The sequence below is a fragment of the Allobosea sp. RAF48 genome, from assembly GCF_052114025.1.
Lineage (GTDB): Bacteria > Pseudomonadota > Alphaproteobacteria > Rhizobiales > Beijerinckiaceae > Allobosea.
In genome coordinates this window covers 1-20,350 of sequence record NZ_JBFRDZ010000029.1, presented here as the reverse complement: position 1 = coordinate 20,350, position 20,350 = coordinate 1, and the positions used below count along the sequence as shown (strand labels likewise).

The window sequence follows — 20,350 nt, the reverse complement described above, 5'->3', positions numbered from 1 at the left end:
CCTGAAGCGCTCTTGTCTTCATCTAGCGCGCTTTGGCTCGGACCGGAATCAGGCATTCGATATGATCGAGCCGCACCGCCTCCGGGAGGGTTATACAAGGGCATGGGGAGCGATGTGGATAAAGGCGAATTCGCCGGGGCTCGCGAGGCCGGCCTGTATAACTCGCCCCGGCCATCAACAGCCGCCGCGCTGTGCATGGTTAAGGAAGTGTTTCACGTGAATCATTTTGCCCGACGCGGAACCGGCGGCGGATTTCAATTCATTAATAAAGTCTTAACGTACCCTGCCCCGACCTGACGACCCGCGACCCGCTGTCCCACCGCCTGTGGAATGGTTGTGGACAGGATTGGGCCGGGCTATCTCCCCCGTCCAAGAGTCAAAGAAAAAGAGAATCTTTCATAGAATCTCTTTTTAGAGAGGATACGGGATGAGCCATCCAGCCCCTGGAACGATCAGCGCAGAGCCGCTCTTTCTTCGGGCATTGGCTGGCGAGAAATTGCCTGTCCCCCCGATCTGGCTGATGCGTCAGGCCGGGCGCTATCTGCCGGAGTATCGCGAGCTCCGGGCCAAGGCCGGCAGCTTCCTTGCGCTCTGCTACAATCCCGAGCTCGCTGCCGAGGTCACGCTTCAGCCAATCCGGCGCTTCGGCTTCGATGCCGCGATCCTGTTCTCCGATATCCTCGTCGTGCCACAAGCACTCGGGCAGAGGCTCTGGTTCGCAGAGGGTGAAGGTCCGCGGCTCGAACCCGTAGCGGATGTCGCAAGACTCGCCGAGATCGATCAGCTCGCCGATCGTACCAAGCTGGATCCCATCCTGGAGACGGTGCGGCGGGTGCGTGGTGCCTTGCCCCGCGAGACGGGGTTCATCGGCTTCTGCGGTGCGCCCTGGACCGTGGCGACCTATATGGTGGCCGGCCGCGGCACGCCCGATCAGGGACCAGCCAAGGCTCTCTTCGCTGGGGACCCCGAGCTGTTCCAGGCGATCATCGATCGGATCGTCGCTGCCTCGGTGAGCTATCTCAACGCGCAGATCGCCGCCGGCGTCGATGCGGTGCAGATCTTCGACAGCTGGGCAGGCGCCTTGGGACCGGAGGATTTCAGGCGCTGGTGCATCGCGCCGACCCGGCGGATCGTGGAGGGCGTGCGCGCTGTTCACCCGCACGCCCGCATCATCGGATTCCCCCGCGGAGCCGGCCCGTTGATCCCTGACTATGTTGCTGGAACGGGCGTCGATGCGGTCGGGCTCGAATCCGCTATCGATCGGGACTTTGCGCGCGACGCAATCCAGTCGAAACTGCCGGTGCAAGGCAATCTCGATCCGCTCGTGCTGAGGGCCGGTGGTCCGGAGCTCGAGAAGGAAATCGAGGCGGTCCTCTCAGCCTTCGGTGGCGGACCGTTCGTCTTCAATCTCGGGCATGGCATCCTCCCGGATACGCCGATCGCCCATGTCGAGCGGCTGCTGAAGGCCGTGCGGGGCTGAGGGTCAGGATATGTATGAGTGGATCAAGGCTTTCCACGTCGTTGCGGTCATCGCCTGGATGGCCGGGATGCTCTATCTGCCGCGGCTGATGGTCTACCATGCCGAGGCGCAGATCGGCTCGATCCAGTCCGAGACCTTCAAGATCATGGAGCGCCGGCTGCTGAAGGGCATCATCAACCCGGCGATGATCCTGACCTGGGTTCTCGGCCTCTACCTCGCCTGGTACGGTTTCGGCTTCAAGGGTGGCTGGCTGCATGCCAAGCTGCTGCTGGTGCTGATCCTCTCGGGCATCCATGGCGTACTGGTGAAGCATGTCCGCGCCTTCGCCCAGGACAAGAACCAGAAGTCTCCCCGCTATTTCCGGATCATCAACGAAGTGCCTGCCGTGCTGATGCTCGGCATCGTCATTCTCGTCATCGTGAAACCGTTCTGAAGCAGACGATTCTTTCCCGCTTGAGCCCGGCCGCGATTCCCGCTATCAGGACGCTGCGCTTCTCCAGCGTCCTCCCTTGTTGTCGACTGTTCGTGAGCCATCTGCCCTAGCAGCAGCTCAGGTCGCGCATCCCCCGCGCAGGTCCGATCAGGACCGAAGTCGATCACTCCAGTACCGTCCCCACCCCTGCCTTTTCGCAGGGCGTTCACGATCCGGGTGCCCCATGCGGGAAATCAAGCTCCAAGAGCTCAAGATCAAATCGCCGACCGAACTTCTGACTTTCGCCGAGGAGGTGGAGGTCGAGAACGCCAGCACGATGCGTAAGCAGGAGCTGATGTTCGCCATCCTGAAGCAACTCGCCGCCCGCGAGACCGAGATTCTGGGCGAGGGCGTCGTCGAGGTGCTGCAGGACGGCTTCGGCTTCCTGCGCTCGCCCGATTCGAACTATCTGCCGGGACCCGACGACATCTATGTCTCGCCTTCGCAGATCCGGAAGTTCGGCCTGCGCACCGGCGACACGGTCGAGGGTCCGATCCGCAGCCCGAAGGATGGCGAGCGCTATTTCGCCCTGCTCAAGGTCAACTCGATCAATTTCGAGGACCCGGAGAAGATCAAGCACAAGATCCACTTCGACAACCTGACGCCGCTCTATCCGGATCAGCGTCTGAAGCTCGAGGTGCAGGATCCGACCAAGAAGGATTTCTCGCCGCGGGTCATCGACATCGTGGCGCCGATCGGCAAGGGCCAGCGCGCGCTGATCGTCGCGCCGCCGCGCACCGGCAAGACCGTGCTGCTGCAGAACATCGCGCAGTCGATCACGACCAACCATCCCGAGTGCTATCTGATCGTTCTGCTGATCGACGAGCGCCCGGAAGAAGTTACCGACATGCAGCGCTCGGTGAAGGGCGAGGTCGTGTCCTCGACCTTCGACGAGCCGGCCTCGCGCCACGTGCAGGTCGCCGAGATGGTCATCGAAAAGGCCAAGCGCCTGGTCGAGCACGGCCGCGACGTCGTCATCCTGCTGGACTCGATCACTCGCCTGGGCCGCGCCTACAACACCGTCGTGCCGTCCTCGGGCAAGGTGCTGACCGGCGGTGTCGATGCCAACGCCCTGCAGCGGCCGAAGCGCTTCTTCGGTGCGGCGCGCAATATCGAGGAAGGCGGCTCGCTCACCATCGTCGCCACGGCGCTGATCGATACCGGCTCGCGCATGGACGAGGTGATCTTCGAAGAGTTCAAGGGCACCGGTAACTCGGAAATCGTGCTCGACCGCAAGGTGGCGGACAAGCGCATCTTCCCGGCGATCGACATCCTCAAGTCGGGCACCCGCAAGGAAGAGCTCATCACGCCGCGCTCGGACCTGCAGAAGACCTATGTGCTGCGCCGCATCCTCAATCCGATGGGTCCGCAGGACGCGATCGAGTTCCTCATCGACAAGCTGCGCCAGACCAAGCAGAACTCCGAATTCTTCGACTCGATGAACACCTGACGGTCGGCCTATCCGGCATTCGATTCGCCGCCGTATCGATCGCATCAACGCGGTCGGTACGGCGGCGAATTTGTTTGTGGCGGACCGCGGGGCGCCTTTGCCGCGGCACTGAATGACGAATGATTCACTTCCGCTACGATCGGCAGACGGCTTCCAAAAGCGACTCGATTCGTAATCGAAACGAATCCGAACCGGCGCCTGCCCTCAGGCTTTCGGCACGGCGCATCGCCGTTCGGTTCCTCCGCCAAGCTCGGCATAGCGCTCCTTGTACCGCATGAGCTCGGCCGGCACGGCGCAAGACGCCAGCCAGAGGATGCATGCTTGACGCGTTCGCCGGGCCACGCACAGCTGTGCCGGCATCCCTGATACCGACCTTCGAATGAGCAGCATGACGGCGACCGAGACGCACAATTACGAAGCTCACCCGACGATCGTGGCCCTGTCCTCCGCGCCCGGCCGAGCTGGCGTCGCCGTCGTCCGGGTTTCCGGTCGGCGGGTTCGTTCCGTTCTCGAGACTATCACCGGAGTCATACCGCCGCCGCGCGTCGCGACACTCCGCCGGCTCTCGGATGGAAAAGGTATGACCGTCGATACGGCGATCGTTCTTTTCTTTGCGGCACCAGCGAGTTTCACCGGCGAGGATATTGCAGAGTTTCATGTTCATGGTTCTCGTGCGGTTCTCGCGCAATTGCTGGCCATACTCACGGCACTACCGGGAGTCAGACTGGCGGAAGCCGGGGAATTCACCCGGCGCGCCTTCGAGGCAGGCAAGCTCGATCTCGCGGCGGTCGAGGGTCTCGCGGACCTGATCGATTCGGAAACGGAATGGCAGCGCAAGCAGGCGCTGCGTCAGATGGACGGAGCACTCGGTGCGCTCGCCAGGCGCTGGCGTGGCGAACTGATCGAGGCGATGAGCTTGCTCGCCGCCGAGCTCGATTTCTCGGATGAGGGCGATGTCTCCGGTCCTCTCCAGGAGCAGGCACTTGGTATTGCCGGCGACGTACTGATCTCGCTGCGCGAAGCGCTGGGCAGCTTCGCGATGGGCGAGCGGGTGCGCGAAGGCTTTGTGCTTGTGCTGGCCGGCCCACCCAACGCCGGCAAATCGAGTCTGCTCAACGCCCTGGCGCGACGCGAGGTGGCGATCGTCTCGCCGATTGCAGGGACCACGCGCGATGCACTTGAAGTGAGGCTCGACCTCGATGGCCTGCCCGTCATCCTGATCGATACGGCCGGATTGCGCGAGAGCGTCGATCCGGTCGAGGCGGAAGGAGTCAGACGGGCTCGGGCCCTGGTGGAACGCGCCGATCTCGTCCTGAGCCTGCGCGGAGTCGATTCGGATACGTATCGAATCGACGAGAAGGCTCCGACACTGCGGGTCGCGACGAAATCCGATCTGGGTGGCGAGGTTCTGGACGGCGAACGCGCGATCTCGGTGAAGACCGGAGAGGGCATTCCGGATCTGCTGTCGGAGATCGTGGTGCGGCTGCGCGGGCTGGGTCAGGCGGAGCCTGCGCTGCTGACCCGCGAACGGCATCGCGTTGCTGTCACGGATGCCATTGGGGCTCTGGAGCGTGCGGTCCCTGCGGATCACGGGCAAGCTGAATTGCTGGCCGAGGATATCCGCCTGGCGGTCGTCGCCCTCGAGAGGCTCGTCGGCCGGATCGATGTCGAGGATGTGCTGGACCAGCTCTTCGCCGGATTCTGCATTGGAAAATAAGCCCGACCGGATGTTCCCGTCGGTTTGCAGCGATTGCCGTTGACCCGCCTGCCCGGCTTCGGTAGCGAAAATACCATGTCCATTCATCAGCAGCACTACGACGTCATCGTCGTCGGCGGCGGCCATGCCGGGGCCGAAGCTGCCGCGGCTGCCGCGCGCTACGGCGCGCGCACGGCCCTGGTCACGCATAAGCCTGAGACCATCGGCGTGATGTCGTGCAATCCGGCGATCGGCGGCCTCGGTAAGGGCCACCTCGTCAGGGAGATCGATGCACTCGACGGCGTGATGGCGCGTGCAGCCGATCTGGGCGGCATCCAGTTCCGCATGCTCAACCGACGCAAGGGGCCTGCGGTGCGCGGGCCCCGAGCCCAGGCCGATCGCAAGCTCTACCGCCAGGCTGTTCAGGATCTGCTTGGTGAGCAGGCTGGGCTCAACGTCATCGCCGGGGAGGTCTTCGATCTCGAGATCGAAGCTGGCCGTGTTGTTGCGGTTGTACTTGCGGATGGGCGCCGATTCGGGACCGGAACGGTTGTTCTGACGACCGGCACCTTCCTGCGCGGGCTGATCCATATCGGGGAGACCAAGATCCCGGCCGGCCGGGTCGGCGAGGCGCCGTCGCTTGGTCTTTCGGTGACGCTTGAGCGCTATGGTTTTCCGCTCGGGCGCCTGAAGACGGGAACCCCTGCCCGGCTCGATGGTCGGACCATCGATTGGGCTGCCCTGGAGATGCAGCCGGGCGACACGCCGCCGGAGCCGTTCTCGGCCCTGACCACGGCCATCACCAATCCGCAGATTTCCTGCGGCATCACGCGCACCACGCTGGCGAGCCATGAGCTGATCCGCGCCAATCTGCACCGCGCGCCGATGTTCTCTGGCCAGATCGAAGGGCGCGGCCCGCGCTATTGTCCGTCGATCGAGGACAAGGTCGGCAGGTTTGGCGATCGCGATGGACACCAGATCTTTCTCGAACCCGAAGGTCTGGATGACGATACGGTCTATCCGAACGGCATCTCGACCTCGCTGCCGGAAGACGTACAGCTGGGCCTGTTGAAGACCATCCCCGGTCTCGAGCGCGCGGTTATGCTGCGGCCGGGATATGCGATCGAGTATGATTTCGTCGATCCGCGGGCATTGAAGAACACGCTGGAGACGCGCGCCATCGCCGGTCTGTTCCTGGCCGGCCAGATCAATGGCACGACGGGTTACGAGGAGGCGGGCGCCCAGGGCCTGCTCGCAGGGCTCAATGCAGCTAGGCTGGCCGGTGGCGCTGAGCCCGTGGTTTTCGATCGAACACAATCCTATATCGGCGTGCTCGTCGACGACCTCGTCACGCGGGGCGTTACGGAGCCGTACCGAATGTTCACGTCGCGGGCGGAATTTCGCCTGTCGCTGCGTGTGGACAACGCCGATGAGCGGCTGACGGGCTTCGGAGCTAAGCTCGGAGTGGTCAGCTCGGCGAGGCAGACCGCCTTCGAGGCGCGCCACAGCGAAATCGTCGCGCTGCGCCAGAGCTTGCAGAACCTGTGGCTGACGCCTCGGCAGGCAGAGGGCGTGGGCCTGCAGCTCAATCAGGACGGGCTGCGACGCAGCGCTTACCAAATCCTGTCCTATCCGGATATCGGTTTCGAGCGGCTTGCCGCGATCTGGCCGGAGCTGCAGGGCTATTCGGCGTCTGTGGCGGCTCGCGTCACAGCGGATGCCGTCTATGCCGTGTATCTCGATCGGCAGGCTGCGGAGATACAGGCTTATCGACGCGACCAGTCTTTGAAGGTCCCCGCCGATCTCGATCTCGACACGATTTCGGGTCTGTCTAACGAACTCAAGGCGAAGCTCGCCGCGCAGCGCCCTTCGGATTTGGCGCAGGCTGGCAAGATTGAAGGCATGACGCCGGCGGCTCTCGCCTTGCTGGCGGCACATGCGCGGAAAGGCCGGGCTCCGGCGTTGTTATCCACAGGATCGACGTGACTGTTGAAAAGAGCGACAGGCAGCGCGCTTTGCGCTTGACGCCTGTTTCACGTGAAACAGAGGAGCGCCTGGCGCTGCTCGTGGCGGAGCTCGAACGCTGGCAGGCGGCCAAGAATCTGGTCTCCTCAACGACGCTGGCGGATGTCTGGACACGCCATATCGCGGACTCGCTACAGATCTTCAGCCTCGCGCCCGAACGCGAACGCTGGCTCGATCTGGGTTCCGGCGGGGGGTTTCCGGGGCTGGTGATCGGAATCTGCCTGGCGGAACGTCGCCGGGGTCAGATCGATCTCGTCGAGAGCAATGCCCGCAAATGCGCGTTTCTCCGCCATGTGGCACGGGTCACCGGCGCGCCGGTCAAGGTCCATGCCGCCCGGATCGAGGACGTGATCGGAGATTTTACCGGTAAGGTCGATGTCGTGACGGCCCGCGCGCTCGCGCCGCTGACGCAGCTCCTCGAGTGGTGCGAAGAGCTGTTGAGAACGGGCACTTTGGGACTCTTTCCCAAGGGACAACATCTAGATACGGAATTGACCGACTCGGCCAGATATTGGAAGATTCAGGCGACAACGGTTTCCTCCGTGACTGATGCCGCCGCGCGAATTCTGATGGTTCGCTCGGCCGAGAGACGAGCCGATCTATGACCAAGGTCACATCTGGAGCTGCGACGCGCCGCCCGCGCGTCATCGCGCTTGCGAATCAGAAGGGTGGCGTCGGCAAGACGACCACGGCAATCAACCTCGGCACTGCGCTTGCCGCAATCGGTGAGAAGGTCCTGATCGTCGACCTTGATCCTCAGGGCAACGCTTCGACCGGGCTCGGTATCGATCGCCGCAGCCGGAAATCCTCGACCTACGATGTGCTCTGCGGCGATGTCGGATTGGGTCAGGCGCTGCAGCCGACTGCCGTCCCCGGCCTGTCGTTAGCGCCTTCGACGCTCGATTTGCTTGGCGTGGAGCTGGAGATCGCGTCAGCCAAGGACCGGGCACATCGTCTTAAGAATGCGATCGACGAATTGGTAGACGACCAGCGCTGCCAGGACCTGACCTATGTCCTGATCGATTGCCCGCCGTCGCTCAGCCTGATCACCATCAACGCGATGACGGCAGCCGATGCGGTATTGGTGCCGCTGCAATGCGAGTTCTTCGCGCTTGAAGGTCTCAGCCAGCTGCTCAAGACGGTGGAGCAAGTTCGTGCCGGGCTCAATCCGCGACTGATGATCCAGGGCGTGGTGCTGACCATGTTCGACCCACGCAACAATCTGTCCGGTCAGGTCATGGCCGATGTGAAAAGTTTCCTTGGTGACAAGGTTTATGAGACTGTGATCCCACGAAACGTGCGGATTTCCGAGGCGCCGTCCTATGGCAAGCCGGCGCTGCTCTATGATCTGCGCTGCTCAGGTTCGCAGGCCTATCTGCGATTGGCGTCGGAGGTGATCAAGCGGGAGCGCGCTCTGCGCGCGGCTGCCTGAAGAAACGAGATGGTGAGGTAACGAGGATGGCGATGGCCGAAGAACAGGGGCGCTCACGCCTGGGCCGTGGTCTGGCGGCGCTGATCGGCGACGTCGGGGAGGAAATCGGCGCAATCGAGCGGGCGCGCGGTCAGCGCAAAGTCCCGGTCGAGTTCCTGCGTCCGAGCGCGCGCAATCCGCGCCGCAACTTCGTGGAGGAGGATCTCGACGAACTGACCGCCTCGATCCGCGAGCGCGGCATTTTGCAGCCGATCATCGTGCGTTCGATCGCCGGCATGGTCGATGCCTATGAGATCATCGCCGGAGAGCGGCGTTGGCGTGCGGCGCAGCGCGCCGAACTGCACGATGTTCCGGTAATTCTGGTCGAGGCGGATGATCGTGAAGCACTCGAGATCGCGATCGTCGAGAACGTTCAGCGTACCGACCTCAACGCGATCGAGGAAGCCGCGGGCTATGAGCGGTTGATCGCCGAGTTCAGCTATACGCAGAACGATCTGGCGCGCGTCATCGGCAAGAGCCGCAGCCATGTCGCCAATACGCTGCGCCTGTCTAAATTGCCGGAATCTGTCCGGAAGATGGTCAGCGAAGGCGCGGTTTCGGCCGGTCACGCTCGCGCTCTGCTTTCCGTTTCGGATCCGGAACTGATGGCGCGCAAGATCATCGACGAGGGCATGAGCGTTCGCGACATCGAGCGCGTCGTGCAGGAAGAAGCGCGCGGCGAGACCAAAAGCGCCGTTACAGCGAAGCCGAAGGCCGAGAAGGATCCGGATACCCGGGCACTGGAGAAGGCGCTGGAGGAGGCGCTGGGTCTCTCAGTCTCGATCGCTCATCGCGCCAACGGGTCGGGCGAGGTCCGGATCGGCTACAAGACGCTCGAACAACTCGACGCGCTCTGCCATCGGCTCAAGGTCTGATCAATCGGTCCGGCCGCTGCGGGCGAGCCGGGCCAGCGTCCACAAGGTGCGGGTCGCGACGGCGCGGCCCATATCGGCATTCTGGCGCGTGGTCAGGATCGCATTGCCGAGCAGGCCGACAGCTTCGCTCAGCTTGGCGCTGGACCAGGCATTCAGCGCAGCCTCAGTTGTCGCAATGCGCGGGTAGGGCAGGCGCATCGTCCCGACGACGTCTCTGACCCCCTTCCCGGCATCGACAGCCTGGCGCGCCTTGAGCAAGGCCAGCGCCTGGCGGAGCACCGTGCCGAGCATCACACCTGGGTCCAATCCCTCGCTGCTGAGCTTGGCCTGAGCGAGATCGAGCACCGGCAGCTTTCCGGCGAAGACCGCATCAACGAGCATGGCCTGCTCGCGCTGGGCGGTGTCGCCGACGATGGCGTCAATATGCTCCTCCCGCACGGCAGGGTCGGTTCCGACATAAAGCAGCAGCTTCTCGATCTCGCGGCGAGATGTCTGGCGGTCGCCGCCGAGAAGGCCGGCGAGATGCTCGCGGCTGGTCCGGTCGATGGACTTGCCTGCCGCGCGCACCATTTCGTCGATGATCGAGCCGAGATCGCGGGCTGCGTCGCCATAGCAGGGCACGGCGAGAGCGGTCTTCGCCCTCTCGCAGGCGGTGCGCAGCGGGTTTGTGCGCTGCAGGTCGCCAGCCTCGACGATGACGAGGGCATCCTGCGAGGGCACCGCCAGCAGCGGCTCGACTGCGGCCAGCAGGGGTTTGGATGTCGGAGAGACGCGGATTGCGCGGCGGCCGCCGAAAAGGCCGATGGTGTTGGCTTCGTCAGCGAGCTTCAACGGGTCGGCGGCAACGGCGTCGCCATCCATGCGAATGAGCTGAAAGGCATCGCTGGGATCATCGACACTCGCTCGGGCCAATGTGCCTGCCCGCTCGGAGACGAGCCCGGCGTCGGGCCCGTAGACGAGGACAAGGCGCCAGGCTGGGTCGAGGCGCGCCAGTGTTCGGTCGGCTTCATGCGCCTTGATCGCGACCATGATCGGTCAGGAGGTGAGATCGGCGGCGATCTGTCCCCGGATGATCGTGGCGAGGTTCTTCGCAGCGCGGATCTGCGCGTCTCGTGCCGCACGCACCGTGGCGAAACGCTGTCCGGAACGTTCATAGGGAGCGCGGACGGAATTGGTGCCGGAGGAGACGACCTCACCTGTCCCGATACGCGTCACTTTCCAGGTTGCAGTGGCGACGAGCACCGCCGAATCGGCGCGGCCATTGATGTAATCCACTGTGACGACCTCGACGGACTCCGCGATATTGGCCTCGAGCCTCAGCTTCCTCTGCGCATCGGGCTCGCCGCCGCCGTCGAACTCGAAGACGAGCTCGTTACGGAAGTAATGGCCGATCAGGCCCTTGATCTCGGGAATCTCGATGGTGCGAAGCGCCGTCTTGACGTTGCCACCGACCGTGCTCTTCGTGTTCTCGGAATAGAGCGGCTGGAAGCAGCCGCCTGCGAGTGCGGCGGCCACGAACGCGGCCGCCAGCAATGCACGGCGGGGGAGAACGGCTTCAGACGACGACATTCACGATTCTCCCGGGAACCACGATGATCTTGCGGATGGCGCGCCCTTCGAGAGCCCGCTGAACCGCTTCGCTGGCGCGGGCGGCGGCTTCCACCGCCACCGTATCGGCATCGGCCGGAACCGTCACCTCCGCCCGCTTCTTGCCGTTGAGCTGGACCGGGAGCGTGATGCTGTCGTCCTTCAGCAGTGCGGGCTCAACCTCCGGCCAGGAGGCTTCGCCGACGAGACCTGGCTGGCGCAGAGCCTGCCAGCATTCCTCGGCCAGATGCGGCATCATCGGCGCCACGAGCTGGGTGACGATCGTGGCGGCCTCGAGGAGCGCGAAGGCGATGTCGGCCTCGAGCTCGGGCTTCTCGGCCGCTGCGTCGAGCGCCTTACCGATGGCATTGGTCAGCGTGTAGATATGCGCGACGCAGCGGTTGAAGGCGAGACGCTCGATATCGGCGCCGACCGCGTCGAGCGCGCGATGGCTCGCCTTGCGCAGCGTCAGCGCGGCATCACCGATCTGGGCAGGCTTCTCGGCCTTGCCGCCGGTGCGTTCGGCGATCTCCGCGACCATGCGCCAGAGGCGCTGGACGAAGCGGGCGGCGCCTTGCACGCCCTCGTCGGTCCAGATCACGTCGCGATCCGGCGGCGAATCCGAGAGCATGAACCAGCGGGCGGTGTCGGCGCCGTAGGAAGCGATGATATCGTCGGGGTCCACGACGTTCTTCTTGGACTTCGACATCTTCTCGATCGCGCCGATCTCGATCGGAGCGCCGGTCTCGACGTCGAAGCCGCGGCGGTCGGTGCCGGCGACTTCGATACGGACATTGCCCGGCTCGACCCAGTCGCCATTCGCTGCCCGGTAGGTCTCGTGCACGACCATGCCCTGGGTGAAGAGGCCGGCGAAGGGCTCATCGAGGCCGGCATGGCCGGTCCTCTTCATCGCGCGGGTGAAGAAGCGCGAATAGAGCAGGTGCAGGATCGCGTGCTCGACGCCGCCGATATACTGGTCGACGGGCAGGAAGCGATCGACGGCCTTGCGGTCTGTCGGGCTCTCGGTGCGCCACGGATCGGTGAAGCGGGCGAAATACCAGGACGAATCGACGAAGGTGTCCATCGTATCCGTCTCGCGCCGCGCAGGCTTGCCGCATTGCGGGCAGGCGACGTGCTTCCAGGTCGGATGATGGTCGAGCGGATTGCCCGGCTTCTCGAAGGAGACGTCGTCCGGCAGTTTTACCGGGAGATCAGCATCGGGAACCGCAACCGTTCCGCAGTCGGAACAATGGATGACCGGTATTGGGCAGCCCCAGTAGCGCTGGCGCGAAATACCCCAGTCGCGCAGGCGGAAATTGACCTTGCGCTGCCCGACGGGGCGATTGCCGCGGGTCTCGCTCTCGAGCCGGCGGGCGACCTCCTCCTTGGCTTCCGCGATGGTCATACCGTCGAGGAAGCGGGAATTGATCATCCGGCCGTCGCCGTCATAGGCGGTGTCTGTGATGACAAAACCAGCCGGGTCGGTGCCTTCGGGCGCGACGACCGGGGTATTACCCAGGCCATACTTGTTGACGAAGTCGAGGTCGCGCTGGTCGTGCGCAGGGCAGCCAAAGATCGCGCCGGTGCCGTATTCCATCAGGACGAAGTTCGCGACATAGACCGGCAGCGTCCAGCTCGGATCGAGCGGATGAACGGCGCGCAGGCCGGTGTCGAAGCCGAGTTTCTCGGCCTTGTCGATGGCCTCCTGCGCCGTGCCGGTCCGTTTGCACTCCTCGATGAAGGCCTGCAGCTTCGGATTGTTCGCCGCGATGGCCTTGGCGATCGGGTGGTCGGGCGCGACGGCAACGAATTTCGCGCCGAACAGCGTATCCGGGCGGGTCGTGTAGACCTCGATTTCGTCCTGATTGACCGCATTCGATTCGAGAGCGAAACGAACCAGCAGACCTTCGGAGCGGCCGATCCAGTTCTTCTGCATCAGCCGTACCTTGTCGGGCCAGCGAGTCAGACCGTCGAGCGCGTCGTTCAGTTCCTGGCCATACTCGGTGATCTTGAAGAACCACTGGGTCAGCTCGCGGATTTCGACCAGCGCACCGGAGCGCCAGCCGCGCCCGTCGATGACCTGCTCATTGGCCAGCACCGTCTCGTCGACCGGGTCCCAGTTGACCTTGGCGGTCTTGCGGTCGACGAGCCCGGCCTTCAGGAAGTCCAGGAACATCTTCTGCTGGTGGCGATAGTAGCTGGGATCGCAGGTCGCGAGCTCGCGGCTCCAGTCGAGGGACAGGCCCATCGACTTCAGCTGCTTGCGCATCGTCGCGATGTTCTCATAGGTCCATTCGCGCGGATGGACCTTCTTCTGCTTGGCGGCGTTCTCGGCCGGCAGGCCGAAAGCGTCCCAGCCCATCGGATGCAGCACCGAGAAACCCTTGGCACGCTTGTAGCGCGCGACCACGTCGCCCATCGCGTAGTTGCGGACGTGGCCCATATGGATGCGTCCCGACGGATAGGGGAACATCTCGAGGACGTAGTAGCTCGGCCGCGTGTCGTCGTTCCTCGTCTCGAAAAGCTTGCGCTCTTCCCAGACGGTGCGCCATTTCGGCTCGGACTCTTTCGGATTGTAGCGTTCGACGGCCATGTCAGCGGGCAATTCTTGGCGGTTTGCCGGCTCCCGGAGGCAGGCCGGCGCAGGGGCTGAATGCAAAAACCGGATGTCGGAATCTTGCAACCTGCTCTAGGACACCATTGCGCGCACGCGGTCAACGGCGCGCAGGGCATGAGAGGCTGGCAGATGAGCGATACGGTTACGCGTTTGGCTGAAATCAGGGCGGCGATCGGCCGCGCCGAACGCGATTTCGGGCGCAAGCCGGGGTCGGTCTCGCTGGTCGCCGTCTCCAAGACCAAGCCGGCCGAGCAGATCGTAGAGGTCCTGGAGGCGGGGCAGCGCATCTTCGGCGAGAACTATGTCCAGGAGGCCAAGGCGAAGTGGCCCGCGCTGAAGGAGCGCTTTCCCGATGCCGAGCTGCACATGATCGGGCCGCTGCAGTCGAACAAGGCCCGCGAGGCGGTCGAGCTGTTCGACGTCATCCAGTCGCTGGATCGCGAAAGCCTGGCGAAGGAGCTGGCGCGCGAGATCGCACGGGCGGGGCGGGCTCCGCGGCTGTTCGTGCAGGTCAATACCGGTGAGGAAGCGCAGAAGGGTGGGGTCCTCCCCGCCGATACCGACGCCTTCATCGTCCGCTGCCGCGATGTTCACGGTCTCGCGATCGAAGGGCTGATGTGCATTCCGCCGGCGGAAGAGCCGCCCTCCCCGCATTTCGGGCTGCTGGCCAAGATCGCCGCCGGCAACGGGCTCAAGGGCCTGTCGATGGGCATGAGCGCCGATTACGAGGCGGCGATCCAGCTTGGCGCGACCTATGTGCGCGTCGGCAGCGCGATTTTTGGCGCGCGTGGGTAGTTGCGGCGTCATGCCCGGGCTTGACCCGGGCATCTCTTCGACAGGAGGCTCAGGAGCTTCCTTTGGTGGGAGATTCCCGGGTCTTCGCTTCGCTCCGCCCGGGAATGACGGCCTATTTCAAGGGCTCTCCGACATCGATGCGGTTGCCGTCCGGGTCCTCGAAGACGAAGGCGCGCAGGCCATAGTCCTTGTCGCGCAGGCCCTTGACGATGCGCAGGCCGCGCTCGCGGACCATGGCATGCACGGCGTCGATATCCTCGACCATCATATGCGCGACATTGAACGGCGCCGGCTTGTGGCCGGGCTGGAGCGTCAGGTGCAGCTCGGCCGCGTCTCGCTTCAGGATCATGAAGCCGACTGGGTTGCCGTTCTCGAAAGTTTTCCGGAAGCCGAGGGCACCGATGTAGAAATCGCAGGCCCGGGCCATGTCGGCCACGGGCAGCATGGCGGCGATCCGCCCGAAGCGGAGGCCGGTGGAGACCGAATCAGTCATCGCAGGTTCTCAGGCTGGGAGCGCCCCGGCGATGCAGGACGGTGCCTGAATGCGCTGGTCGGCTCCGAAGAGGATGATCGAGACGGTGCTCGGGACCGCTTCTAGCGCAAACGGACTTATCTGACCAGAATCCGGCAATGGCGGGCCAGCCGCGGCAGCACCTTGGCGAAGACGTGGCCCTCGACCGCGACGCAGCCAGCGGTGGGCGTGAAGCCGGGGCGGGCCAGATGCCAGAAGATCGCGCTGCCGCGCCCGCGAATCACCGGCCGATCGTTCCAGCCGAGTTCGACGATGACGTCGTAGAGATGGTCCTCGCGCTGCAGGCGCTCCTCGGCCTCGCCGGGCGGGCGGTCGATCAGGCGGTTGTAGCGACGGTCCTTCAGATCGTCGCACCAGGCGTCACGCGGCCCGATCCGCTTCAGGGGAAGCAGCGTGTGCGGGCGAGCCAGACGGTCAGCGCGGTAGAACACACTGCGAAGCGGCAAGCTGGTGCGCGGCGTGCCGCCGTCGCCCTCCCGCTTGTCGGTTCGGATGCCGGAACGGCCGAGCGCACAGGGAAACACCGCCGAACCGGCGACGATGAATCCTTTTCGGCGGTCATGAACGGAAGCGAAGACCCGCAGTGAGGACAGTTTGCGCGGGCCGGCTGGGCTGGATGGGCGGTTTCTCAAGGGGATTCCTGGCTGCCTGACTTGCGATGACGACTCAGCGGGCTCATGTTGCCGTAACGATTGCGTCCGAGCGAACCGCCCCATGTCCGTCGTCCATCATATTCTCCTGGTCGATGACGACCAGACCCTCCGCGATGCGCTGGCTGAGCAGCTGGCGCTCTACGAGGAGTTCAGGTTGTCTACGGCCGGCACCGCCGCGGCCGCCGTGAAGGCGGTGCAGGGCGACCGCGTCGATCTCGTCGTCATGGATGTCGGCCTACCCGACATGGACGGACGCGAGGCGGTCAAGGTGATGCGCAAGAATGGCTTCAAGAGCCCCGTGGTGATGCTGACCGGGCAAGGCTCGGATGCCGACACGGTGCTGGGGCTCGAGGCCGGCGCCAATGACTATGTGGTGAAGCCGTTCAAGTTCGCCGTGCTGTTGGCCCGGATCCGCGCGCATCTGCGGCAGTACGAGGCGAGCGAGGATGCCATTTTTCAGGTCGGGCCCTACACCTTTCACCCCGGATCGAAGCTGCTCGTGAGCGAAAAGGGCTCGAAGACCAAGCTGACCGAGAAGGAGACCGCGATCCTGCGCTTCCTCTACCGCGCCGGCCGCAAGCCGATCGCGCGCGAGGTGCTGCTGCAGGAAGTCTGGGGCTATAACAGCCAGGTCACCACGCATACGCTCGAGACGCATATCTACCGGCTGCGCCAGAAGATCGAGCCTGATCCTGGCAATGCCCGGTTGCTGGTCACCGATGCCGGCGGCTACCGGCTGAATCCCTGACGGATGGCGCTCGACGACGATATGGCCCTGCTGGCTCGGCAGCCGCTGCTGAGCCTGATGGAGCGCGATGCGCTGCGATTGCTCGCCTTTGCGGCCGAAAGCCGCATCCTGCGGGCGGGCGACGTGCTGTTCCGCGCCGGCGAGCCTTCGGACGGGGCCGTTCTGGTGGTATCGGGCGCGATCGCCGTCACGACGCGGGATGATGGCCAGCCCGCGCAGGAGATCGTCGGCCCCGGCGCCATGATCGGCGAACTCGCACTTTTCACCTCGCTGCCGCGGCAGGTCACGGCGATCGCGCGTGAGCCGACGCAGGTCATGCGGCTGCCGCGCAGCGTGATGCGGCGCGTGCTCGGCGAATCGCCGGATTCGGCGGAAGCCATCTCCTCGGCGATCAGCGACAGGCTGCGCGGCTTCGTCGGCGAACTCGCCGCCGTGCAGGAAGCGCTCGCGGCGATCGATCGCAAGTAGGCGGCTGGTACCGTCGTCAGGACGACGGCGGATGCCTGGCGGCACGGATCGCTGCGAACCGTGGCCAGAGGATATTGATGCACAGGCCGGACAGCACGAGGCCGGCTGCTGCGAACTTCCAGCCCGGCAAGGGTTCGCCGAGCCAGATGGCCGCTGCTCCCATTCCGAAGACCGGGACCAGCAGGGATGTTGGTGCGACGGTGGCCGCGGCATAGCGCGAGAGCAGCCAGCCCCAGACCGCATAGCCGAACATGACGTTGCCGACCGCCTGCCAGAGCGCGGCGGCCCAGGCAGCGAGTGGAGCTCCCGTCAGCCCGTCGCGCATCGCCGGCCAACCTTCAATCAGCAAGGAGAGGATGAAGAGGGGCGGGACGGCGAAGAGGCTGGTCCAGACGACATAGGCCAGCATGTCGACCTTTGGCGTGCTGCGCGCGACGCTGTTGCCGGCAGCCCAGCACAGCGCAGCCCCGAGCACGAGAATGACCCCGAGTGGCGTCGTCGTGCCGTCAGTGTGCCAGAGGATCACGGCGATGCCGGTCGCGGCGAGGAGCAGGCCGACGATCTGGAAGGGCTGGATGCGCTCACGCGTGATCGCCGCGGCGAGCAGGATCGTGAAGAAGGACTGCGCCTGCACCACCAGCGAGGCGAGGCCGGGCGCAATGGAACCCTTGATGGCGATGAACAGCAGGCCGAACTGGCCGGCACCGATCAGGATGCCGTAGGCGGCGAGCTTGCTCCAGGGCGCAGCCGGCCGCCTGAGAAAGAAAACCGCTGGCAGGAGTGCGAACGCGAAGCGCAGGCAAGCGAAGAGCAGAGGCGGGAAATGGTCGACGCCGATGCGGATGACGACGAAATTGGTGCCCCAAACCACCATCACCGCGAGGGTGAGCAGCGCGTCGCGCAGGGAAAGGGAGGTGGAGGGCTGCAACGGCTTGGGCCACGGCGATGAAAACTGCCGCGGCTATATCACGATGCCCGGGCGGTCCGTTAAGACCGCCCGACATGGCCGGGACGCCGCCCGCTCAAGCGGTGAGGACCGAAGAGCTTGTCAGAGGTCGAGCGTGACCGTCACCGGCACATGGTCGGAGGGACGCTCCCAGCCGCGGGCTTCGCGCAGGAAGGTGAGGTCGCGCAGCGTCGGCTTCAGGGCGTCCGAGAGCCAGATATGGTCGAGCCGGCGGCCCCTGTTCGATGCTTTCCAGTCCTGCGCGCGGTAGCTCCACCAGGAATAGAGCTTTTCGGGCTCGGGTCGCAGCGTGCGGGCCGCGTCGGTCCAGCCGATCTCGCTGCGCAGCCGCTCCAGCGTCGTCGTCTCGATCGGGGTATGGCTGACGACGTCGAGCAGTTGTTTGTGGCTCCAGACGTCGTGCTCGTAGGGCGCGATGTTGAGATCGCCGAGCAGGATTGCGGGCCGGTCGGTCGGCTTCTTTGCCACGCCCCAGGCGCCCAACTCGTCAAGGAAGGCGAGCTTGTGGGCGAATTTCTCGTTCTTCGCGGGGTCGGGGATGTCGCCGCCTGCCGGGATGTAGAAGTTATGGATGGCGATGCCGGCGGCAGCACCGGCCGCCTTGTCGAGCGTCACGGTCATGTGCCGGGCGTCGTTTCGGCCGCACATCGACATCGCCTCCTTTTCGCTGAAGGGCAGCTTCGAGACGATGGCGACGCCGTTATAGCCCTTCTGGCCGATGAATGCCTGATGGACATAGCCGAGCTGATGGAAGGCCTTGGCCGGGAACTGCTCGTCCGGCGTCTTGGTCTCCTGCAGGCAGAGAACGTCGGGAGCGTAGGTGTTCAGGAACTCGCCGACCATGCCGATGCGCAAGCGGACGGAGTTGATGTTCCAACTGGTGACGGTGAGTTGCACGCGAGAATTCCGGCGGGAAGGAGGCCGGAAACTGGGTCGTCGGGGCGCAAAAGGCAAGCCCCGACATGGCGCCGACAAATCCCGGAGGCGGCCCCGTCCGGCGAGCCCTCATCCTGGGGAGCAAGCGCAGCTTGCGTCTCGAAAGGATGGTCCGGATGTCTCGCAGCCGCATCGAATATCCTTCGAGATGCCATTCCTGCGGAACGGCTTCTCGGGATGAGCCTCGCCCGATGCCCGAAAGATGCGATTCAGAGCGTGCGCTGGTAGTCGATCACGAACTTCTTCGGATCGGGGCGGCGCTGGGTGTCGAGATTGTAGAGCGCGACCGAGGTCTCGTAGCCTTGGGGATCGATCACGATCCATTGCCGCAGCTCATTGGCGACGAGATCGTACTTCAGCGTGATCTTCGAGGTTCCGCCCAAAGTCGAGCGGTCCTCAATTCGCACGGAGAGGATATCGCCGTCGATGCTGGCGCCGGTGAGGGTGCCTTCGCGCGCCAGGTCCATGCGCTCGCGCACGAGGAACTTCAGCGGCGTCTGCCCGATCGAGTAGATGTCCTGCGTCGCCAGGCGCCTGTCGCGCACGGCGACCGAGGTGCCGTCGGCTATGACCTCGGTGGTGACGGGCGGCTCGTATTCGAAGCGCATCTTGCCCGGACGCTGGATATAGATGCGCCCTTCAAGACGCCGGCCATTGGCGGCGAACTGGATGAAATTGCCCTGCAGCGAGCTGAAGCTGTTGAGATAGGCGTTAAGCCGCTCGATCGCCTCCTCCTGCGTCGCCGGTGCGCCGGTGCGGGCCTTCGCGGAGGCGGCGGGGCGTGGAGACTGCGCTGCCGCTGTTGCTGTCGGAGCGGCAGCGGGTTCGGCCGCCGGCGCTTCCGCCGCTGCGGTACGTGCCAGGCCGAGGCCTGCGGGACGGATGGGCGGCAGCGGAATCGGGCGCGGCTTGGCGACTGCAGGCTTGGGTGCGGTCGCCGGCGGCTGCAGCTGCATCGGCTGGGCCATGAGCGGCCCGGCCACGCCACTGCAACCGAGCGCGATCATCGCTACCGCTGAAGCCCGCAATGCCGGGTTCCATTTCATGAGCAAGTCTGCCTCACTCCCTGTGACATCTCGGCGCTTCTGAACTCGGCAGGCGCTGCGGAATCGATCGGCCGCCTTCGCCGCCTGCAGGGAAGTCAACCCGTCGATGCCGCTGAGGTTGCACTGTCCTGATGGCAATTTGAGGACCGTTCCGGGCAATCGCAAGATGCCGGCGGCCATTGGCCCTATTCGTCGTGCTGATTCTGGGTTTCAACCAGGATCTCGCGCTTTCCGGCGTGGTTTGCGGGACCGACGATGCCCTCGTTCTCCATGCGCTCCATGATGGAGGCGGCGCGGTTGTAGCCGATCTGGAGGCGGCGCTGGATGTAGGAGGTCGAGGCCTTCTTGTCGCGCAGCACGACGGCGACCGCCTGCTCGTAGGGGTCGTCGCTGTCGACCGAACCCATGCCGGTCTTGTCGAACACGGCGCCGTCCTCGTCCTCTGCGCCTTCCTCCTCCTCGGAGGTGACGGCGTCGAGATATTGCGGCCGGCCTTGCGTCTTGAGATGCGCGACGACCTTCTCGACACCTC

At 64.7% G+C, this 20,350-nt stretch carries 20 protein-coding genes; 11 read left to right on the top strand and 9 right to left on the bottom strand.

The window, feature by feature from the left end; all coding sequences use genetic code 11:
- Positions 1-427 precede the first annotated feature (427 nt).
- From hemE to AB4Z10_RS28800, 8 genes are all read left to right on the top strand, one after another.
- Complete coding sequence (gene hemE, locus AB4Z10_RS28835; RefSeq protein WP_441473838.1) at positions 428-1,480, top strand: uroporphyrinogen decarboxylase; 1,053 nt, start codon at positions 428-430, stop codon at positions 1,478-1,480.
- A gap of 10 nt (positions 1,481-1,490) precedes the next feature.
- Entirely contained in the window at positions 1,491-1,913 is a 423-nt protein-coding gene (gene hemJ / locus AB4Z10_RS28830; RefSeq protein ID WP_441473837.1) for a protoporphyrinogen oxidase HemJ, read from the top strand.
- 223 nt (positions 1,914-2,136) lie between these two features.
- Positions 2,137-3,402 carry a transcription termination factor Rho gene (gene rho / locus AB4Z10_RS28825; protein WP_441473836.1) on the top strand — a complete coding sequence of 422 codons (1,266 nt, stop codon included), beginning with the start codon at positions 2,137-2,139 and terminating at the stop codon, positions 3,400-3,402.
- A gap of 388 nt (positions 3,403-3,790) precedes the next feature.
- Entirely contained in the window at positions 3,791-5,119 is a 1,329-nt protein-coding gene (gene mnmE / locus AB4Z10_RS28820) for a tRNA uridine-5-carboxymethylaminomethyl(34) synthesis GTPase MnmE (RefSeq protein ID WP_441473858.1), read from the top strand.
- Between the two features lie 75 nt (positions 5,120-5,194).
- Positions 5,195-7,084, top strand: a complete 1,890-nt coding sequence (gene mnmG / locus AB4Z10_RS28815; RefSeq protein WP_441473835.1) for a tRNA uridine-5-carboxymethylaminomethyl(34) synthesis enzyme MnmG — start codon at positions 5,195-5,197, stop codon at positions 7,082-7,084.
- The gene (rsmG, locus tag AB4Z10_RS28810; protein WP_441473834.1) at positions 7,081-7,728 is read left to right on the top strand and encodes a 16S rRNA (guanine(527)-N(7))-methyltransferase RsmG; all 648 of its coding nucleotides are present in this window, start codon (positions 7,081-7,083) and stop codon (positions 7,726-7,728) included. The genes mnmG and rsmG overlap by 4 nt, the downstream gene beginning before the upstream one ends.
- Positions 7,725-8,555 (top strand): ParA family protein, encoded by an 831-nt coding sequence (locus AB4Z10_RS28805; protein WP_441473833.1) that lies wholly within the window; start codon positions 7,725-7,727, stop codon positions 8,553-8,555. The genes rsmG and AB4Z10_RS28805 overlap by 4 nt, the downstream gene beginning before the upstream one ends.
- Before the next feature lie 32 nt (positions 8,556-8,587).
- Positions 8,588-9,469, top strand: coding sequence for a ParB/RepB/Spo0J family partition protein (locus AB4Z10_RS28800; protein ID WP_441473832.1), 882 nt, complete (start codon positions 8,588-8,590; stop codon positions 9,467-9,469).
- On the opposite strand, the gene holA is transcribed toward AB4Z10_RS28800, so the two are convergent.
- From holA to leuS, 3 genes are read right to left on the bottom strand one after another with little or no spacing between them, the layout of a single operon-like run.
- Positions 9,470-10,498, bottom strand: a complete 1,029-nt coding sequence (holA, locus tag AB4Z10_RS28795; protein ID WP_441473831.1) for a DNA polymerase III subunit delta — start codon at positions 10,496-10,498, stop codon at positions 9,470-9,472.
- 6 nt (positions 10,499-10,504) lie between these two features.
- Entirely contained in the window at positions 10,505-11,038 is a 534-nt protein-coding gene (locus AB4Z10_RS28790; RefSeq protein ID WP_441473830.1) for an LPS assembly lipoprotein LptE, read from the bottom strand.
- Positions 11,025-13,649 carry a leucine--tRNA ligase gene (gene leuS, locus AB4Z10_RS28785; protein WP_441473829.1) on the bottom strand — a complete coding sequence of 875 codons (2,625 nt, stop codon included), beginning with the start codon at positions 13,647-13,649 and terminating at the stop codon, positions 11,025-11,027. The genes AB4Z10_RS28790 and leuS overlap by 14 nt, the downstream gene beginning before the upstream one ends.
- Positions 13,650-13,802: 153 nt before the next feature.
- Here leuS and AB4Z10_RS28780 point away from each other — a divergent pair, with 153 nt between their 5' ends.
- The gene (locus tag AB4Z10_RS28780; protein WP_441473828.1) at positions 13,803-14,468 is read left to right on the top strand and encodes a YggS family pyridoxal phosphate-dependent enzyme; all 666 of its coding nucleotides are present in this window, start codon (positions 13,803-13,805) and stop codon (positions 14,466-14,468) included.
- A 112-nt stretch (positions 14,469-14,580) separates the two neighbouring features.
- Here AB4Z10_RS28780 and AB4Z10_RS28775 read toward each other — a convergent pair whose 3' ends face one another.
- Both AB4Z10_RS28775 and AB4Z10_RS28770 read right to left on the bottom strand, forming a co-directional pair.
- Positions 14,581-14,961: a glyoxalase superfamily protein gene (locus AB4Z10_RS28775; RefSeq protein ID WP_441473827.1), complete on the bottom strand. Its 381-nt coding sequence runs from the start codon at positions 14,959-14,961 to the stop codon at positions 14,581-14,583.
- Between the two features lie 116 nt (positions 14,962-15,077).
- Entirely contained in the window at positions 15,078-15,632 is a 555-nt protein-coding gene (locus tag AB4Z10_RS28770; RefSeq protein ID WP_441473826.1) for a L,D-transpeptidase family protein, read from the bottom strand.
- Positions 15,633-15,714: 82 nt separating this feature from the next.
- Here AB4Z10_RS28770 and AB4Z10_RS28765 point away from each other — a divergent pair, with 82 nt between their 5' ends.
- Together AB4Z10_RS28765 and AB4Z10_RS28760 are read left to right on the top strand one after the other, a co-directional pair.
- Entirely contained in the window at positions 15,715-16,401 is a 687-nt protein-coding gene (locus tag AB4Z10_RS28765; RefSeq protein WP_441473825.1) for a response regulator transcription factor, read from the top strand.
- 3 nt (positions 16,402-16,404) lie between these two features.
- On the top strand, positions 16,405-16,869 hold the full coding sequence (locus AB4Z10_RS28760; RefSeq protein WP_441473824.1) for a cyclic nucleotide-binding domain-containing protein: 465 nt from the start codon (positions 16,405-16,407) through the stop codon (positions 16,867-16,869).
- 16 nt (positions 16,870-16,885) lie between these two features.
- Here AB4Z10_RS28760 and AB4Z10_RS28755 read toward each other — a convergent pair whose 3' ends face one another.
- The 4 genes from AB4Z10_RS28755 to AB4Z10_RS28740 form a co-directional block, all read right to left on the bottom strand.
- On the bottom strand, positions 16,886-17,797 hold the full coding sequence (locus tag AB4Z10_RS28755) for an EamA family transporter (protein ID WP_441473823.1): 912 nt from the start codon (positions 17,795-17,797) through the stop codon (positions 16,886-16,888).
- 120 nt (positions 17,798-17,917) lie between these two features.
- Positions 17,918-18,733, bottom strand: a complete 816-nt coding sequence (gene xth / locus AB4Z10_RS28750; RefSeq protein WP_441473822.1) for an exodeoxyribonuclease III — start codon at positions 18,731-18,733, stop codon at positions 17,918-17,920.
- Between the two features lie 248 nt (positions 18,734-18,981).
- A complete protein-coding gene (locus AB4Z10_RS28745) occupies positions 18,982-19,818 on the bottom strand; it encodes a LolA family protein (protein ID WP_441473821.1) in 837 nt (278 codons plus the stop codon).
- 185 nt (positions 19,819-20,003) lie between these two features.
- Positions 20,004-20,350: DNA translocase FtsK (locus AB4Z10_RS28740; RefSeq protein WP_441473820.1), on the bottom strand; the 347-nt coding region annotated here is incomplete at its 5' end.

Bases quoted from the DNA above. Each gene is read 5' to 3' on its own strand.
- rho (WP_441473836.1), top strand. From the start codon at position 2,137: ATGCGGGAAATCAAGCTCCAAGAGCTCAAGATCAAATCGCCGACCGAA.
- AB4Z10_RS28760 (WP_441473824.1), top strand. From the start codon at position 16,405: ATGGCGCTCGACGACGATATGGCCCTGCTGGCTCGGCAGCCGCTGCTG.
- mnmG (WP_441473835.1), top strand. From the start codon at position 5,195: ATGTCCATTCATCAGCAGCACTACGACGTCATCGTCGTCGGCGGCGGC.
- AB4Z10_RS28745 (WP_441473821.1), bottom strand. From the start codon at position 19,818: ATGAAATGGAACCCGGCATTGCGGGCTTCAGCGGTAGCGATGATCGCG.
- hemJ (WP_441473837.1), top strand. From the start codon at position 1,491: ATGTATGAGTGGATCAAGGCTTTCCACGTCGTTGCGGTCATCGCCTGG.
- AB4Z10_RS28765 (WP_441473825.1), top strand. From the start codon at position 15,715: ATGTCCGTCGTCCATCATATTCTCCTGGTCGATGACGACCAGACCCTC.
- hemE (WP_441473838.1), top strand. From the start codon at position 428: ATGAGCCATCCAGCCCCTGGAACGATCAGCGCAGAGCCGCTCTTTCTT.
- holA (WP_441473831.1), bottom strand. From the start codon at position 10,498: ATGGTCGCGATCAAGGCGCATGAAGCCGACCGAACACTGGCGCGCCTC.
- AB4Z10_RS28790 (WP_441473830.1), bottom strand. From the start codon at position 11,038: ATGTCGTCGTCTGAAGCCGTTCTCCCCCGCCGTGCATTGCTGGCGGCC.
- AB4Z10_RS28805 (WP_441473833.1), top strand. From the start codon at position 7,725: ATGACCAAGGTCACATCTGGAGCTGCGACGCGCCGCCCGCGCGTCATC.
- AB4Z10_RS28775 (WP_441473827.1), bottom strand. From the start codon at position 14,961: ATGACTGATTCGGTCTCCACCGGCCTCCGCTTCGGGCGGATCGCCGCC.
- mnmE (WP_441473858.1), top strand. From the start codon at position 3,791: ATGACGGCGACCGAGACGCACAATTACGAAGCTCACCCGACGATCGTG.
- AB4Z10_RS28800 (WP_441473832.1), top strand. From the start codon at position 8,588: ATGGCCGAAGAACAGGGGCGCTCACGCCTGGGCCGTGGTCTGGCGGCG.
- AB4Z10_RS28780 (WP_441473828.1), top strand. From the start codon at position 13,803: ATGAGCGATACGGTTACGCGTTTGGCTGAAATCAGGGCGGCGATCGGC.
- leuS (WP_441473829.1), bottom strand. From the start codon at position 13,649: ATGGCCGTCGAACGCTACAATCCGAAAGAGTCCGAGCCGAAATGGCGC.